The sequence below is a fragment of the Brevibacterium sp. LAARM3_SD1 genome (assembly GCF_057364765.1).
On record NZ_JBNFOL010000023.1, the window covers coordinates 1 to 15868 of the forward strand.

13 protein-coding genes and 1 pseudogene are annotated in these 15868 nt (G+C 65.0%); 5 read left to right on the forward strand and 9 right to left on the reverse strand.

All coding sequences use genetic code 11. The features are described from left to right. Positions 1–48: 48 nt before the first annotated feature. From AC2W7L_RS12795 to AC2W7L_RS12805, 3 genes and pseudogenes are all read right to left on the reverse strand, one after another. Positions 49–884, reverse strand: a pseudogene (locus AC2W7L_RS12795) (MetQ/NlpA family ABC transporter substrate-binding protein). Between the two features lie 65 nt (positions 885–949). Next, entirely contained in the window at positions 950–1624 is a 675-nt protein-coding gene (locus tag AC2W7L_RS12800) for a methionine ABC transporter permease (protein WP_167198467.1), read from the reverse strand. Next, the gene (locus AC2W7L_RS12805; RefSeq protein WP_486004768.1) at positions 1624–2592 is read right to left on the reverse strand and encodes a methionine ABC transporter ATP-binding protein; all 969 of its coding nucleotides are present in this window, start codon (positions 2590–2592) and stop codon (positions 1624–1626) included. Before AC2W7L_RS12805 ends, AC2W7L_RS12800 begins: the two co-directional genes overlap by 1 nt. Before the next feature lie 375 nt (positions 2593–2967). Between AC2W7L_RS12805 and AC2W7L_RS12810 the strand changes: the two genes are divergently transcribed. Genes AC2W7L_RS12810 through AC2W7L_RS12825 form a run of 4 tightly spaced genes read left to right on the forward strand, consistent with a single transcriptional unit; the run spans position 2968 to position 6199 of the window. Next, positions 2968–4035, forward strand: coding sequence for a glycosyltransferase (locus AC2W7L_RS12810; RefSeq protein ID WP_486004769.1), 1068 nt, complete (start codon positions 2968–2970; stop codon positions 4033–4035). A gap of 53 nt (positions 4036–4088) precedes the next feature. Then, positions 4089–4505, forward strand: a complete 417-nt coding sequence (locus tag AC2W7L_RS12815) for a hypothetical protein (RefSeq protein WP_486004770.1) — start codon at positions 4089–4091, stop codon at positions 4503–4505. Further along, the gene (locus tag AC2W7L_RS12820) at positions 4475–5665 is read left to right on the forward strand and encodes a hypothetical protein (protein ID WP_486004771.1); all 1191 of its coding nucleotides are present in this window, start codon (positions 4475–4477) and stop codon (positions 5663–5665) included. The genes AC2W7L_RS12815 and AC2W7L_RS12820 overlap by 31 nt, the downstream gene beginning before the upstream one ends. A 21-nt stretch (positions 5666–5686) precedes the next feature. After that, positions 5687–6199, forward strand: coding sequence for a GtrA family protein (locus AC2W7L_RS12825; protein ID WP_486004772.1), 513 nt, complete (start codon positions 5687–5689; stop codon positions 6197–6199). A 162-nt stretch (positions 6200–6361) separates the two neighbouring features. On the opposite strand, the gene AC2W7L_RS12830 is transcribed toward AC2W7L_RS12825, so the two are convergent. Genes AC2W7L_RS12830 through AC2W7L_RS12845 form a run of 4 tightly spaced genes read right to left on the reverse strand, consistent with a single transcriptional unit; the run spans position 6362 to position 11249 of the window. Beyond that, positions 6362–7690: a DUF6716 putative glycosyltransferase gene (locus AC2W7L_RS12830; RefSeq protein ID WP_486004773.1), complete on the reverse strand. Its 1329-nt coding sequence runs from the start codon at positions 7688–7690 to the stop codon at positions 6362–6364. A 28-nt stretch (positions 7691–7718) separates the two neighbouring features. Next, a complete protein-coding gene (locus tag AC2W7L_RS12835; RefSeq protein WP_486004774.1) occupies positions 7719–8834 on the reverse strand; it encodes a polysialyltransferase family glycosyltransferase in 1116 nt (371 codons plus the stop codon). Beyond that, a complete protein-coding gene (locus AC2W7L_RS12840; protein WP_486004775.1) occupies positions 8827–10278 on the reverse strand; it encodes a polysialyltransferase family glycosyltransferase in 1452 nt (483 codons plus the stop codon). Before AC2W7L_RS12840 ends, AC2W7L_RS12835 begins: the two co-directional genes overlap by 8 nt. After that, the gene (locus tag AC2W7L_RS12845; protein ID WP_486004776.1) at positions 10278–11249 is read right to left on the reverse strand and encodes a glycosyltransferase family 2 protein; all 972 of its coding nucleotides are present in this window, start codon (positions 11247–11249) and stop codon (positions 10278–10280) included. Before AC2W7L_RS12845 ends, AC2W7L_RS12840 begins: the two co-directional genes overlap by 1 nt. A gap of 142 nt (positions 11250–11391) precedes the next feature. On the opposite strand from AC2W7L_RS12845, the gene AC2W7L_RS12850 reads away from it, so the two are divergent. Further along, positions 11392–13158 carry a polysaccharide pyruvyl transferase family protein gene (locus AC2W7L_RS12850; RefSeq protein WP_486004777.1) on the forward strand — a complete coding sequence of 589 codons (1767 nt, stop codon included), beginning with the start codon at positions 11392–11394 and terminating at the stop codon, positions 13156–13158. Positions 13159–13273: 115 nt separating this feature from the next. On the opposite strand, the gene AC2W7L_RS12855 is transcribed toward AC2W7L_RS12850, so the two are convergent. After that, entirely contained in the window at positions 13274–14161 is an 888-nt protein-coding gene (locus AC2W7L_RS12855; RefSeq protein ID WP_486004778.1) for an N-acetylneuraminate synthase family protein, read from the reverse strand. Beyond that, on the reverse strand, positions 14158–15567 hold the full coding sequence (locus AC2W7L_RS12860) for a cytidylyltransferase domain-containing protein (RefSeq protein WP_486004779.1): 1410 nt from the start codon (positions 15565–15567) through the stop codon (positions 14158–14160). Before AC2W7L_RS12860 ends, AC2W7L_RS12855 begins: the two co-directional genes overlap by 4 nt. Positions 15568–15868 lie beyond the last annotated feature (301 nt).

Genomic DNA, 15868 nt, shown 5'->3' on the forward strand with positions numbered 1-15868 from the left:
ATAACCTCGCGCGAGGTATCTGGGCCGCCGTCAGGTAGCAATTAGTGGTCAGAAGCTCGGGAGGACGGAGCCGTCGGCCCACTTCTTCTCGATGAACTTCTTCACCTCGGGGGAGTGGAGCAGCTCGTCGAGCTTCTTGATGTTCTCGTCGTCCTTGTTCTCCGTGCGCACGGCGAGGAAGTTGCCGTACGGGTTGTCCTCGGCCTTCTCGAGCAGGATGCCGTCCTTGGCCGGGTTCAGTCCGGCCTCCAGGGCGTTGTTGCCGTTGATCACCGAAGCATCGACGTCCTCGAGGGTGCGAGCCAGCTGCGCGGCGTCAGCCTCGACGAACTTCACGTTCTTCGGGTTGTCCTCGACGTCGGAGAGCTTCGCGTCGACCGCGTCCACGCCGTCCTTGAGGGTGATGAGCTTCGCGTCTTCGAGCATCTTCAGCGCACGACCCTGGTTCGACGGATCGTTGTTGATGCCGATCTTCGCGTTCTTCGGGATGTCGCCCACGTCCTTGATGTCCTTCGAGAACAGCGCGAAGGGCTCGAGGTTGATGGGCTTGAACCCGGTGATCTCGTAACCCTGGCCCTCGACCTCGGAATCGAGGTACGGCTTGTGCTGGAAGTAGTTCGCGTCATGTCGCCATCGTTGAGCGCCTTGTTCGGCAGGGTGTAGTCGGTGTACTCGGTGACCTCGATGTCGAGGCCTGCATCCTCGGCGAGGTTCTCATCCACGTAGCGCAGGATGTCGCCCTGCGGCACCGGGGTCGCACCCACGGTGAGCTTCGTGATGTCGCCGTCCTTCTCACCGACGGAATCGGTGCCGCCGCCGACGAGTCCGCAGCCCGAGAGCAGCAGAGTCGCGCTGGTCGCGATCGCAATGAGCTTGGTCTTCATGGTTCTCCTTGAGATGTGTGTTGTGTGGTGAAGAGTGCAGTTGAGGTGGGAGTCGCCGAGGCGGCTCAGCGGTGGTCGACCGCGCGGGCCAGCCGATCGCCGATGAACTGGATGATCGTGACGATGAGGACGAGGACGATGATGCAGGCAATCATCGTGTCCGCCTGGTAGCGCTGATAGCCGTAGGAGATCGCCAGAGCACCCAGACCTCCGCCGCCCACGGCACCGGCCATCGCGGTGTAGGACACCAACGTCACCGAGGTGACCGTGGCGGCTCCGATGAGACCGGGCAGCGCTTCGGGGACGTAGACCTGGCGGATGACCTGCCCGTTCGAGGCTCCCATCATCAGGGCGGCTTCGATCTTGCCCTCGGAGACCTCGCGCAGCGAGTTCTCGACCAGACGGGCATAGAAGGGGATCGCGCCGATCGTCAGCGACACCACGGTCGCCTGCCAGCCCAGCGCCGAACCGACGACGAATCGGGCGAAGGGGATGAGGGCGATGATGAGGATGATGAAAGGGATCGAGCGCGTGATGTCGACGATGAAGGACAGCACCCGGTAGACGACCGGGTTCGAGTTCAGCCCGCCTCTCGATGCGGTGAACAGCCAGATGCCCAAGGGCAGTCCGAAGAGGACGGCAAGTCCGGTCGACCAGGCCGTCATGAGCAGAGTCTCGATGGTGGCCGGCCACATCTGATCGGTGATCGCCGGGTTGTCGAACCATGTGGGATCGTTCATCAGGCAGCCTCCTCCGCATAGATTCCATCTGCTTTCAGGGTGCTGATCAGCTCTTTCGCCTGTTCGGCCGTGTCAACGGAGAACCGCAGTCGACCGACCTGACGGCCTTCGATCGTCTCCACGGCTCCGGCGAGGATCGCCTCGGCGCTCGCTCCGGCATTCCGCGCGGCGGTGAGCACGGTGGGCAGGTCCGTTCCCGCCAGGGACACCTCGACGAGGCGGCTCGCCCCGTCATCGATGCTGACCGGCGGCAGAGGGACGAGATCCTTGGCCAGGACCGATCCGGGTTCGGCGATGACCTCGGCGAGTTTCCCGGTCTTGGCCACACGGCCGTCGGCGAGCAGCGTCACGGAGTCGCAGATCTCGCGGATGACGGACATCTCGTGCGTGATGATGAGGACGGTGATGCCCAGGCGGTCGCGCAGCGAGCGGATGAGACCGAGGATCTGATCCGTCGTCGTCGAATCCAGCGCCGAGGTGGGCTCATCGCACAGCAGCACCTTCGGTTCGGCGGCCAGGGCGCGGGCGATGCCGACGCGCTGCTTCTGCCCGCCCGAGAGCTGGGAGGGGTAGTTGTCGACGCGGTCGCCGAGGCCGACGAACTCGAGGAGCTCACGGGCCTTGGCCAGACGTTCGGCCTTAGGCGCACCGGCGATCTTGAGCGGGTGGGCGACGTTCTTCAGCGCCGTGCTCGAGTCGAGGAGGTTGACGTGCTGGAAGACCATGCCGATGCTGCGGCGGGCCTCGCGCAGTCCGGAACCGGACTGGTTCGTGAGGTCGACTCCGTTGATCGACACCGTCCCGGAGGTGGGGGACTCGAGTCCGGTCAGGCAACGGATGAGCGTGGACTTGCCGGCGCCGGAGCGGCCGACGATGCCGTGGATCTCTCCGGCCGGGACCGAGAGGTCGATCTCCTCCAGGGCGACGGTCTCTCCGAACACCTTCCGCAGTGCGCGCAGTTCGATCACAGACGCCTCCTCGTGTGGTTGACGAATGCCGCGCACGGTGGTGGACGGCAGAAAAATGGGGATGGGTCGGTCTACGGTCCAGTAGGGCCGACGATTCAGGATGACAAGGAAGCGCCTCGGCGCCGTCACGGGATGTCATAAAAGGACGCATTGGCGGCCCATCGTGACGAAGGACTCACTGCGCAGGCCCGTCTGACCTCCTCGACGGCCGAGATGACGAGACGGTGAACGGCGGTCGAAGTCGGGGCAGAATCCAGCAGCATTTTCCTCCGACGTAACCCCATGTCCATGTCCGGGGCGTACCTGTGAATGATCGACAGGTCCGCCTGTCCGGAGTATCGGGCAAGCGGCTGAGCTCCACGAGGGGACCGGTGAATGCACGAGCAGACGACGAGGATCGCAGCGATCGTTCCTTGCCACAACGAGGAGATCACCGTCGCGAAGGTCGTCGGCGACCTCAAGGCCGCAGTGCCGGGAATCACGGTCTACGTCTATGACAACTGCTCGAGCGACAGGACCGCGCAGTGCGCCGCGGAGGCCGGGGCCATCGTGCGCAAGGAGAATGTGCCGGGCAAGGGCAACGTCGTGCGTCGGGCCTTCGCCGATATCGATGCCGACATCTACGTGATGATCGACGGCGACGACACCTACGAGGCCGCTCACCTGCCCGAGATGATCGATACCCTCATCTCCGGCCCGTACGACCATGTGCTCGGGGTGCGGCAGGACAATCAGGAGACGACGTCGTACCGGCCCGGCCACGAAGCCGGGAACAAGATGTTCAACCGGCTGACCGGGTGGCTCTTCGGTTCGCAGGTCTCCGACATGCTCTCCGGCTACCGCGTGTTCTCCCGCCGCTTCGTCAAGTCGTTCCCCGCGATCAGCCGGCGGTTCGAGATCGAGACCGAGCTGACCGTGCACACGATGTCCCTGCGTCTTCCCACCACCGAGGTGGCCGTGGACTTCCGTGACCGACCCGACGGAAGCGAGTCGAAGCTGTCGACCTTCAAAGACGGGTTCCGCATTCTCAGGCTGATCTCCGCCCTCGTTCGGCACGAGCGCCCGCGGCTTTTCTACGGCACCCTCACCTTTGTGCTCGCGGCACTGTCCCTGGTGTTCGGAATTCCCGTCGTGTGGGAGTTCTGGCAGACCGGACTCGTGCCCAGGTTCCCCACGGCGATCCTCGCCGCCGCGCTCATGGGACTGGCGTTCCTGCTCGGCAGCGTCGGACTGACCTTGGACGGACTGCGCCGTGCCCGGCGCGAGACTTCACGGCTGGCGTATCTCGGCCTGCCCGCCGTCACCGGCCGCCCCGTGATCCAACGGCAGACCCCGGGGCAGAATGCTCCCGGCGGTGAGGTCGCTGCTTCGACAGCGGGGATCTACGTTGATGCGGCACGGGTGAAGCCGAGCCAGCAGGTGCGGGCCCGCTTCGCTTCATGACCGAACCGCAACCGACGAATTCTGGCCCGGATGCGGTTCCATCTGACTCACCGATGCCGGACACGACGCCGCAGACTCCGCCCTCTCGATCCACGGGCGTCAAGGTGCGTGCTCTGCTGAAGCGACCTCTGCTGTGGGATCTGCTGCTCGGGGTCCTCACCGCGATCTGGTCGGCGATCTTCCTGCGTCTGTTCTGGCCGGGCCGGGTCAACGTCGACATCGCCAACCAGTACCTTCAGGCCACTGGAGAGATTCCGTACTCCGATTGGCATCCGCCGGTGATGAGCGCGGTGTGGGGAATTCTCATCGACATCACCGGAGACCCGGGAAGCCTGCTCCTGCTGCAGGTCGGTCTGCTGGCCGCGGCGCGTGGGGGATCGGTGTGCTCGTCCACAGGTCCGGGGCGCCTAAGTGGGTGTCGCTCCTGGGACCGACCATCATGGTCACGCCCTGGGTCGTGTCCCAGATGACGACGCTGTGGAAGGACACCCAGATGGCCGTGGCCATCCTGCTGGCTGTCGTCCTCGTCATGATCACCCGCTTCGTCCCGAAGGCGTGGCTGCTGTGGCTTCCGGCGCTGGTCCTCCTGGTCTACGCGGTGGGAGTCCGGAAGAACGCGGTGTTCGCGGTCGTGCCGATCGCCGTGTACGGCGGATGGTGCTTGGTGCATCTGTGGCGGCACCGTCGCGGACGAGCTGGAGACTCAGCCACGTGCACGGGCTCCGCGTCACTTGTGAGTTCGGAGCCGCCGGCAGCCTCCGCGAAGCGGGGACGCCCAATTCTGCTGACGGCGGCCGCATCGCTGATCGTGCTCGTGGCCATCGGCGGAGGCGTGAAGGTCACCGATGCGGTCATCGACTCGCAGCTGGGAGTGACGAAGACCGGTCAGATCTCACAGATCTTCCTCGACGATGTGATGTTCTCCGTCCCCGACGCCGAACTCAAGAAGTCCGGGGCCCCGAAGGAACTCACCGACCACATCAGCTCGGCCCGCGAGAAATGCCTGGAGAAGGGCGAGATCTGGGACTCGTACTGGAACTGCTACGGCAAAGGCGAAAGCGGAGAGGATTTCTCCCCGATCGCCCACCAGGACGCGCTCAAGCAGCTGTGGCTCGACCACGTCATCACTCACCCGCTGCGGTACGCCGAATACCGGGCAGCTGTGTTCTCCTATTATTTCTTCACCTCCGGGGTCGAGTACTGGCCTGCTGAGTGGAATGGCAAAGCGTCGGATGTCGGCATCGAGCAGGGTGATCCCAAAGCCGACTACATCATGCGCCCGTATGTCGAGGACTTCGCGCTCGGCACATTCCCGATGCTGTTCGCCCCCTGGTTCTGGACTCTGACAGCAGTGGTGCTGCTCGGCCTTGCCTATCGAGCGCATCGGCGCGGTCACGGGGGACCGGTCCGCAAGCGATCCTTCTGGCCCGAGATCACGACCTTGGCCGCCTCGGCGCTGTGCTACGTATTCGGATACTTCCCGATCGTGCCGGAGCACCATTTCCGGTACACGTTCTGGCCGGCACTGGGACTGACCATGGCCGTCGTGCTTGCGATCGCCATGTGGCGTCGCCCGGATCGGGACGCGGCCACCCGCCCGAGCGCGGCTTCCAGCAAGTCCGAATCCTAGGGCCATAGACTGGTGCCAGCTATGAAAGAGTCATTTTCGGACCGTCTCCGGCGCCTGGCGGTGGAAGCCTTCAAGTTCCTCACCGTCGGCGGGCTCGGCTATATCGTCGACGTCGGCCTGTCGAACCTGCTGGCCTACGGGGTCGGTCCGATCCCCGCCCTCCTCGAGGGCAGCCCGATCAAGTCGAAGATCGTCTCGACGATTCTGTCGATGATCGTCGTGTGGATCGGCAACAAGCTCTGGACCTACGGCGACCGGACCACGAACTCGAACATGCGCGGCATCGTCCTGTTCGTCGCTGTCAATCTCGCCGGCATGATCATCACCGTCATCCCGCTCGGCGTAACCTGGTATCTGCTCGATATGCGCGACCAGCTCACCTACAACCTGTCGACGAATGTCATCGGCATCGGGTTGGCGATGATCTTCCGCTTCTACGCCTACCGCACGTGGGTCTTCAAAGACGAATCACCCCACGCCGAGGTGGTCGTGCCCATGGAGGAATCGAGCCGAGTCCCCGACGACCGGAGCTGAGAACCGCGGCCCCATGCACTGCTGGCTGAGATTGTCGCGCCGCCGCTCGGGCTGATTGCAACCGCAAAACTGCCGCTAGATGGGGTAGATGGTCACACCTGCCATAGGATTCTGTGTCCATTTCGCCCACTTGAGAGGCGATGTGGTCTAGCGGGGTGGTCGTCAGCCGGTGCCGCGGAGCTTGCGGTAGGCGCTGATGACGGGTGCTGGGGTGACGGTGCGCAGCTCGGCCCGGATCAGCATCCGCTTCTGCTTGAACATCGCCGACCGACGGTTGGGCAGTTGACCGGCCCGTGCTCGGGTGGCCAGCAGCCCGAGGTCGCGACGCAGCTGCCCATCCACGGGATGGAAGTAGTTCTCAGCCAGCCATTCCGGGTCAGGGAACCCGATTGTTCCGGCAGCGACATCGGTCAATGTGCCGGTGGCACCCGATCCTTCGAAGACCTCATTGAGCAGCTCGGAGTCGAAGCCGAAGTCCGAGACGAGCAGAGTCGGAATGCCGCGATCGATGGATTCGAGCGCCGCCGTCGACGACACGGTGACCAAAGCAGAGCCGTCGGTGAGGAAATCGCTGAGGGGACCAAAGCCCAACTCGATGCGTGCGGCACCGGGGACTCCTCGGGTGCGGAAGTCCTCGAGGATCTCGAAGTAGGAATGCTGCTCATGATGGGTCTCGAACTCACCGGGACGCGAGCGCATCTTGATGATCGCCGTCGACTCCGGGTGCCGCTCGGCGAATTCGGCCAGGGCTGCGATGATCGCTTCGCGGCCGGTACGTTCGACCGGGACCTTCGCCTGCGGAGCGAAGACGAGGGTGCGCGGGACCGCCTCGGTGCCGGAGTTCGTCAGCTGTGGAATGCCCTCCGAACGCAGCATCGGCAGGCGCGCCAACAACACTTCGCAAGGCACCTGCGACTTGGTGCTCGCCTCTGTGTAGGCGGTCACCTCGGCGGAGGAATGGGCGATGAACGCATCCATCATCCGGCGATAATTCATCCCCTTGCCGCTGGCCGGCAGGCCCATCCCGGGCAGCCCCGAGACCAACGCCGGCCGGTCGGTGCGGCTGTGCGCAGTGAGGAAGACCTGGGCGACGATCGGACCGGTGGCGGCACCGAGGACGATATCGGGGGAGTGATCGGCGATGACCTGCGCGAGGTCGGACCGGGCGATGACGGGGACCTCGCGGTGCTCCCAATCAGTGCCGGCGACGGCACTGTCGATCTGCTCATCGGTCGGCAGGATCGGGTTGTCGACGAGAAACACGCGCCCCTCAACGTCGGGCAGACTGGAGAGCAGCTGGGTCGCCCATTTGAGGTAGGACTCGCTGTCGGAGACCGAGAGGATGCGGATCGGGGCGAGCCCGGCCGATCGCCGAGGCGGCAGCACCGGGCCGTCCGGATAGTTCGACTGTGCGGACGGCCCGTCCGCGCGGGTGCGCTCCGTCAGATGAGAGGGCCGCGGTGGCGCGTCGGAGTGCGACGGGGGCAGCATCGGCCCGCTGTAGTGGGGATCGCCTGGTTCAGGAATCGTCATCTGCCTTGACCGACTGGGCGTTGAGGGACTTTCGCAGACTATCGGGTGAAGCACCGGTCCACCACTTCGCGGGGATCTCGGTGACGTCGATCGTCACGTCCGGATTGAGCACGGCCAGGGACACCGCAGCGGTCGACGGCAGGCTGCGGATCGTCGAATCCGGCGGCAGGTTGATCAGACGCAGCTCGATCGGCAGGCCGAGGTGCTTGATCCGCACCCGGTCATCACGGCCGAGGTCGGCCAGGAACTCCTCGGTTTCACGCCGATGCGGGTAGTACGTGATCGATCCGTGAGTGTCGATGATGTCGTCGACCCAGGCCCGGTAGGCGAAGGCGTCGATGAGTCCGTCGGCGGCCAGGGACGAACCGATGACCGGATTGTCCCGTGGGTGGCTGCCGCCGGTGGGCAGGGTCTGGAGGTGCTCGAACCGGTGGCGGGTGATTTCGCCACCGGACTTGAGGAACGCCTTGCGCAGCGGCTTCGCCACCGGCAGGGCAGTGTGCCAGCGCAGCTTGCCGACAGTCGCCAGGTGGCGAAGCCGGTCTGCGACGTGTGCGGCCATGACCGTGCGCGAAGCCTTGAGCTTCTGCCGGGGCCGGACGAGGGGACCGCGCTTGGCGGCGAGGATCTCGATCGCCGAATAGGTGGCCAGACCGTCGTCGAGGATGACGACCTCGGGCATGCGGCGCTCGAGATACGCAAGCGACAAGGCCTTGTGGACCTCACCCGAACAGGTATCGCCGAGGTAGATCCGATCGAAGGTGTTCTTGCGCAGCAGTCCCGGCTTCGCCCCGTCACGTTCGAGACGGACGTTCGTCGGCAGCCAGGCCGGGTCGAAGGCGTCGAGGAAGGACGTCATTCCCTTCGCGCTCGCCCGGGCGCGAATGAGCAGATCCTCCGTCGGCTCGTGGGATTCGAGTGCAGAGAGGAACTGCAGCGGGGATTCGACGAAGGCCACCGAAGCCATCCTGGTGCCCTTCTTCCCCGCGCCGCTCTTGCCGGCACCGGTCTTGACCGCCTCGTCCTTGACGGCCGAGTCACTCGACTTCTTGGCCTTCTTCGAGTTCGCCTTCGTCTTCTCAGCCATCAGCAATTCAGCCATTCTTTCTCAGCTTCGATGGATCGATGGTGATGCCGTAGTCCTTGAGCACGTGTTGGGTGCGCTTCGCCTTCGAGATCACCCGCTGCTTGGCGGCACTCAGGGTCTTCCTGTGCAGGGGGATCTCCTGTTGACCGGGCAGGTCGAGCTTGGTCAGGCGTTTGCGCTTGAAGTACTTCATATCGGGACCGCCCACAGCACCTGCGAGGAACTCGATCGCGTTCTGCCGCAGATAGGAGGCCGAGTCCGACTGCATGCAGTAGGTGACGGCATCGATGAGCGGATTGAGATCCTTCGTCGCACCGACTTGAGCATCGGCACCCGCCGCCCCCGACCCGGAAGACTCACGGGACTGCGGCCCCGCCTCGGCGAGGTCACCCGGCAGGGAATACCGACCCGAGTGGAGGGCATCGACGATGGTCAGCGGGATGCGGTTGCTGTTCTGGTACGGAGCGAGCGCGGCCAGCAGCTTCGTGGTCCCGACGGCCGCGGTCTCACACCCGTAGAGGCCCTTCGCGGTCGCCAGGCCCGTCGAGAAGCAGGAGACGACGAGCTCGGGTCGGGTGGCGGAGACGACGATCTCGGCCAGCAGCGGCACGTCGGCGAGGACGAAGTCGAGGCCGAGCTCCTCGCAGCGCCGACGCAGCGGACCGGTCGTCGTCCGCGCCGAGGTGGGATGCGGTTTGAAGATCACCGTCGTCAGACCCGCGGCCTTGACCACATCGAGCATCTGCAGATGCAGATCGAGCTCCTCCTCGGCCGTGATGAGGTCGAGCTGCGCAAGGTACTGACCGAGCACGAGCGCACTGCCCTCGATCGGCGCATCGAGGTGGGCGTCCGCCAGCTCATCGGCCACCTCTGTGGTCATCTCGTCGATGACTCCGGCGAGATCGGCGGTCGGCAGCACCACCCGGTTCGGGTTGTGTTCGGCGAGCTGACGTGGGGTGATGCCGGGCAGCAGATCCGTAAAGCAGATCGACTTCAGGCGCTGCCACTGTGGCAGGGTGAGCGGATTGCGGATCGGCCCGTAGCTCATCAGCCCGTCGGAATGGACGCTGATATCGGCGGTGGAGAAGATCTGCGTGAGCGCCCCGGCAGGATGGCTGGGCAGGGACTCGACGATGAGCTCGAGCTCCTCGTCATCGGCGATGTCCCACTCCCGGCGCAGGGCACGTTCCATGATCGGGGCGCGCTCGCCGGAGATGCCGAAGGCCTTCGGATGGTTGGGCCAGATCGTGGCATTCCAATCCACGACCGCATCGAAATCGGCGAGCAGTCCGGTCGACCCGGGCATCGCATCGGCGGCCGGGGTGAGCTCGGGGGCGAAGGAATTGTTCGCCACGACGAGGATGCGACGCTCATTCGCCTCGCCGAGGCGGCCCGCCCGGATGAGGGCGGAGATGTTCGCGAGCTGGTACTGGGTGGAGATCTCGATGATCTGCGTCATCAGCGGGCCCTCCTGACGATCGGTTCGATCACGGGCAGTCGGCGTTCGCCGTAGTTCGTCAGCGCGAGGTCGATGACGTCGTTGCTGATGTTCTTCAAGGTATTCACGGCACCGAGGTTGAGCTGCTCGCGCACTGTCCGCGACATCGACGATCCCCGGTTGAAGATCTGGAAGTAGAGGATGGAGAGGAAGTTGCGCACGGCCTTCTGTTCGAAGCGGCGGAACTCCGGGTTCGCCTCGAGCATCGCGAAGACCGACCGGAAGGCGGGGATGAAGTCGAGTTGGCGTTCGTCGAAGATCGCCGTCAACGAGGTGGTGCTGCCCTTCCGGTAGCACAGACCCGCTGTGTCGACGACGGCGAAGGAATCGGCCTCGAGATGGTGGCGCCACGTCCAGGGGCGGTCCTCGCAGGTGCGCAGCAGAGGGTTGAATTCGAGCAGTCCGCGATCGGCCATGGACCGGGAGTAGATGCCCGTCCAGCATTCCGGGAAGTCGACCATCGTCGAGGCGTCGTGGGGCAGGATGTGGTCCCGTGGGTTGAGCGCCGTGTTGTGTTTCGCGCATGGTGCGCGGCGCAGCTTCCGATTGAAGCCGTTGACGATGAGATAGTTCGTCTTCACGAAGTCGACGCCGAGTCCGGTGATGGCGTCGGTGAGTGAGCGCAGGTGGCCCGGGGCGTACCAGTCGTCGGCATCGAGGTAGGTGATGTTCGCACCGGTCGAGGCCTCGAGGGCTGCATTGCGGGCGGTGGAGACCCCACGTGATTCGGCGTTGTGGATCTCGATGAGATTGAGCCGATCGGAATAGTCGGCGATCACCCCGGCCGTGTCATCGGTCGAACCGTCGTTGACGACGATGACCTCGAGTTCGTTGGCGGCGAAGTTCTGGTTGACCAGACCCTTGAGGCTTCCGCCGATCGTCTCCTCGGCGTTCTTCGCCGCGATGACGACGCTGACGACTGGTTGGGGCATGTGGTCCTTCCGCGGTTTCTCGGTTGCTGTGCGCGTCCGATCGATCGTAGGGGTGAGAGGAGAACAGAAAGTTGCGCGCAGGTGTCCGGAAATGTTCGCTGACGTTCATCTGGGGTTCGTCCGACGCCTCTAGTCTTGGCCGATGAGAAGCCTGCGACTCTTCCATTTCGACATCCCGACCTGGGGCAACTTCGGCGACAAGGCACTGTTCCCGGTCGTCAGGGACGCTTTCCGGGTCCTGGGCGGTACGGACACGGTCAGTGGGGAGCCGAACTTCACGTTCACCTCGGCGGCGGCGCTGCGGCGCGAAGTCGATGAGGCGGCGGTGGCCCGAATCAATGCCACCGCTGATGCCGTCGTCATCGGCGGTGGGGGACTGTTCCTGCAGGATACGAACCCGAACCGGCTGTCCGGGTGGCAGTGGAAGATCTCACCCGAGGCTCTTCGCAGCCTCGAGGTTCCACTCATCGTCTATGCGCTCGGGGACAACAGGTTCCCCGGGCAGCCGGGGTTCGATGACCTCATGCGCTCCCATGTGGGGCAGGTGCTCGAGCAGTCGGCGTTCTTCGGGCTGCGCAACTCCGGGAGCATGGCGACGATGGGAGCGCTGCTGGGCTGGCAGGATCGCATCGTCTTCCAGCCGTGCCCGACGACGATCCTCGACCACCTCTACGAACCGCTGGCCGGTCGGCGACCGGACCCGAAGCAGAAGACCGTGGCCATCCAGATGCTCGTCCACCCCCGTCAGACCGCCGCGGGATTCGACGCCGAAACCATCCACGAGGCGACAGTGCGTGCCGCTCGGATCCTCGTGGGCAAAGGGTGGAGGGTGCTGAGCACTCCGTTTCATCCCGATGATGCGGAGGTCTCCCGTCGGCTTGTCGCTGAGGTGGACGGAGTCGAAGAGGTGCGACTGTTCGGTCATGATGTCGGGTTCTTCTCCGGCGTCGAGTTCTTCGCGTCCGTGCCGTATGTGCTCGGCGGGCGCGGGCATGCGCAGATGATTCCGTTCGGGGTCGGTTCGATTCCGATCTCCGTCGATCTGCATGCGAAGCTCGGCTATTTCGCTGCCGATATCGGGCATCCGGAGTTCGTGGTGCCCGTCGGGACGGAGGGGATGAGCGTGGGCGCCGAGGAGCGTGGGGTCGACGAGGCGTCTGGAGTCGACGACGTGGGTGATGAGAACCCGTCCGGGCCTGCGCGGACTGCTGGGGACCGCTCACAAGCGGCGGATGTGTTGGCTGCCCGGATGGTCGCGGCACTCGAGGATGCGTATTCGCACGGTGCCGACCTTCAGGCCGACCTGGCCGAGACGCGTGCGCGATTCGCCGACGTCACCGCGGAGAACCTCGCGGGCATCGAAGACTCGGTGCGGTCGAGAAGTCGTTCGGGCACTCGCGCAGGTTCGAGCTCGGGAACAGGAATGGGCGCTCGAACTGGGACGAGCTCTGCCGAGTCGGCGACGGTCGATTCTACGGCGGTCGGTTCTGCTTCGCGATTGCGCACTGCGGAGGACATCCGCGCCGAAGAGTTCCACGTCGCGGCCATCGCCGAAGCAGAAGAAGTCGCGGCCCAGCAGACCAGCGCTCTTGTTCGAGTGGGCCGGGACCTTGCTCAGGCTCGCCGCGACCACGAGCAAGCCCTGAGTGAAGTCGCGGCACGAGCGGAGACGAAACGGCAGGCCGTCGAAGTCGAACGTGATGACGCACTGGCTGAGGCTGAACGCCAGCGCTGTGAAACAGCGGACCGGGACAAGCGGATCGCCCAGCTGTCCGACGAAGCGGCCAGAAACGCTCGTGAGCTCGATGCCGTGAACAGCCGCACTGCCGGTGAGGAGGCGCGTGTGCTCGCCGAGAAGGTTCGGCACGGAATCTGGTGGAGGATCCGCCGGCTCAAACGTCGCGGCTGACGACGATGGTCCGGCCGCCTCGGTGAGGGGACAACGAAATGGCGCCACCACCTCGGTGAGGTGATGGCGCCGAATCAACGCTCAGGTCCGGGACGATCCCGGTGTCAGCTGCAGGTCAGGCCGTGACCTTGCGCAGGGAATCGATCTTCGACTCTTCACCCGGCATGACGCGCTTCTGCCCGTCGCCGAACGCGGTTTCGAGGACGCGGACGCCCTTGACGAGGGAGGCGAACTCGCGCGGTTCCATCGAAGCCGACTGGTCGGAGCCCCACATGGAGGAGTCCAGGGTGATGTGGCGTTCGATGGTCACGGCGCCCAGTGCGGCAGCGGCGAACGAGATCTCGAGACCGAGCTCGTGACCGGAGTAGCCGACGGGAACTCCGTAGCGTTCGCGCATGGCCGGGATCGCCTTGAGGTTGACCTCTTCGGGCGGCAGCGGGTAGGTCGAGGTGGCGTGCATGAGCACGAGCAAGGCGGGATCGAAGACCTCGACGGCCTTATCCAGGGTCTCCCAATCGGACATGCCCGAGGAGCACAGAACCGGCTTGCCGGTGGCGGCGATCGCGCGCAGCAGCTCGAAGTCCGTGAGCGAGGCCGAGGCCACCTTGTAGGTCAGCGCATCGAATTCGTTCTCGAGGAAGTCGACGGAGTCGGTGTCCCACGGGGACGCGAACCACTGGAGTCCGACTTCCTTGGCGTAGCGGTCGATCTCGGCGTATTCCTCGATGCCGAATTCGACGCGGTGCTTGTAGTCGATGTAGGTCATCTCGCCCCACGGGGTCGAGCGCATCTTCGACTTCTGGTGTTCGGGGACGGCCACCTCGGGGTTGCGCTTCTGGAACTTCACTGCCTGCGCACCGGCGGTGACGGCGACATCCATGAGCTGCTTGGCGATGTCGACGTCGCCGTTGTGGTTGATGCCGATCTCACCGATCATGTACACGGGCTGGTTCGGGCCGACGAGGTGCTCTCCGATGGCCACGGGGGCGAGTTGATCAGTCATGAAACCTGCTTTCGGTTGGCACGCGAAATCTCCGCGCGGTGGGTGAACTGCGGCTGGTGCCGCGGGACGGACGGTTGATCGTCGGGGAAGGCGGACGCGTGGCCGGACATGGCCGCCGACTGGTGGCCGGCCAGATGTTCTGACTGGTGGCCTGCCAAGGTCGATGGGTGTCCGGTGGGCGACCGCAGTGAGGTCAGGGTCGGATTCGGAAGTGGTTCGGCCGCCTCGGCGGGGATCGGGATGAGGTCGCAGACCTCACGCACCGCACCCCGTCCGCCGGGCCGATCGAGGATGACGCGGGCGGCAGCGAGGACCCGCGGGTGGGCGTCGGCGACGGCGATGGGCCAACCGACGACGTCGAAGGCCTCGAGGTCGTTGATGTCGTTGCCGACGTAGGCCACGCGGGCCGGGTCGAGGTCGTTGGCGGTGATCCACGCGTCGAGGATGCTCGCCTTGTTGTCGATGCCCTGGGCGACGTCGACGCCCAGCTTCTCCGCACGGCGGGTGACGACCGGGTTGCGTTCCTTCGACAGGATCATCATGGGCACGCCGGACTTCACGAGGCGGGAGACGCCCATGCCGTCGCCGCGGTGGACGCGGACCTGTTCGTTTCCGTCCTCGTCGACGTAGGCACCGTCGTCGGTGTGAACGCCGTCGAAGTCGGTGACCAGGGCGTCGACGTCGATGACCTGCGCGGTCTCCTGCGTCGAGGCGATAGCGCGGACGAGGGTGAGGTCGGACATGTCGTCGATCTCGCGGGCGTGCTCGGGCGGGACCTCCTCGATGCCGATGCGGCCGAAGAAGCGGTGCTCGTGCTCGATGAGGCCGGAGGTGCGCATGACGTAGAAGGCGCCGGTTTCGTTGAAGTGCTTGGCGCGGTCCTGGCGGCGCGGGCGGAAGTTGGCTTCGTGTCCGACGGCCACAGCCTGGGTGTCGTCGTCGAGGCGCCACAGGAAGGAGTGGTCTTCGACGGCGGAGAAGACGACGTCGGCGTCGTCGTCACGGACCGTGCGCACTGCGTTCTCGATCGAGGCGGAGTCGATGAACGGGGAGGTGCACTGCATGAACACGGTGATGTCGAAGTCCTCGTCGAGGGTCGACAGGGTGTGGATGAGTGCGGATTCGCTGGTTGCGGTGTCTCCGGCGATCTCGGCGGGACGGTGGGCCACCTCGGCGCCGGCGCGGACGGCTTCGGCTGCGATTCCGTCGTGGTCGGTCGAGACGACCACACGGTCGATGCTGGGGCTGGCCTGGGCGGCGTTGATGGCGCGGGCCAGCAGCGAGATTCCCGCAACCTTCTGCAGGTTTTTCAGCGGGATGCCCTTGGATCCTCCGCGCGCGGGGATGATCGCGACGGTGCGGTGGGGAGTGGGGGAGGTGCTTTCTGCCGCCTCATTTACGGCCACGGTGGTACGCGCATCCGGCTTCATTTCCGACTGAAACTCGGTTGCGTTGGGCTCGTAGGTCGTCGATTGGTCATTCACAATGATTCGACGCTAACGACGGGGTGTTACCTCGAGGTGAACACGCTATGTCGCCGAGGCGACCCTTCGATGGCGAACCCGTGACCGATGCGCTGGTGGTTGGCGGACGATGGATGCTGAGTGGGCAGAGCCGGTGGGAGTCTCATCGACTTTTGGACGAGTAATCCGGTTCGAATACGAGTATCTGCTCAAAAGGCGATGACGAGTGGAACAGAACTCGTTG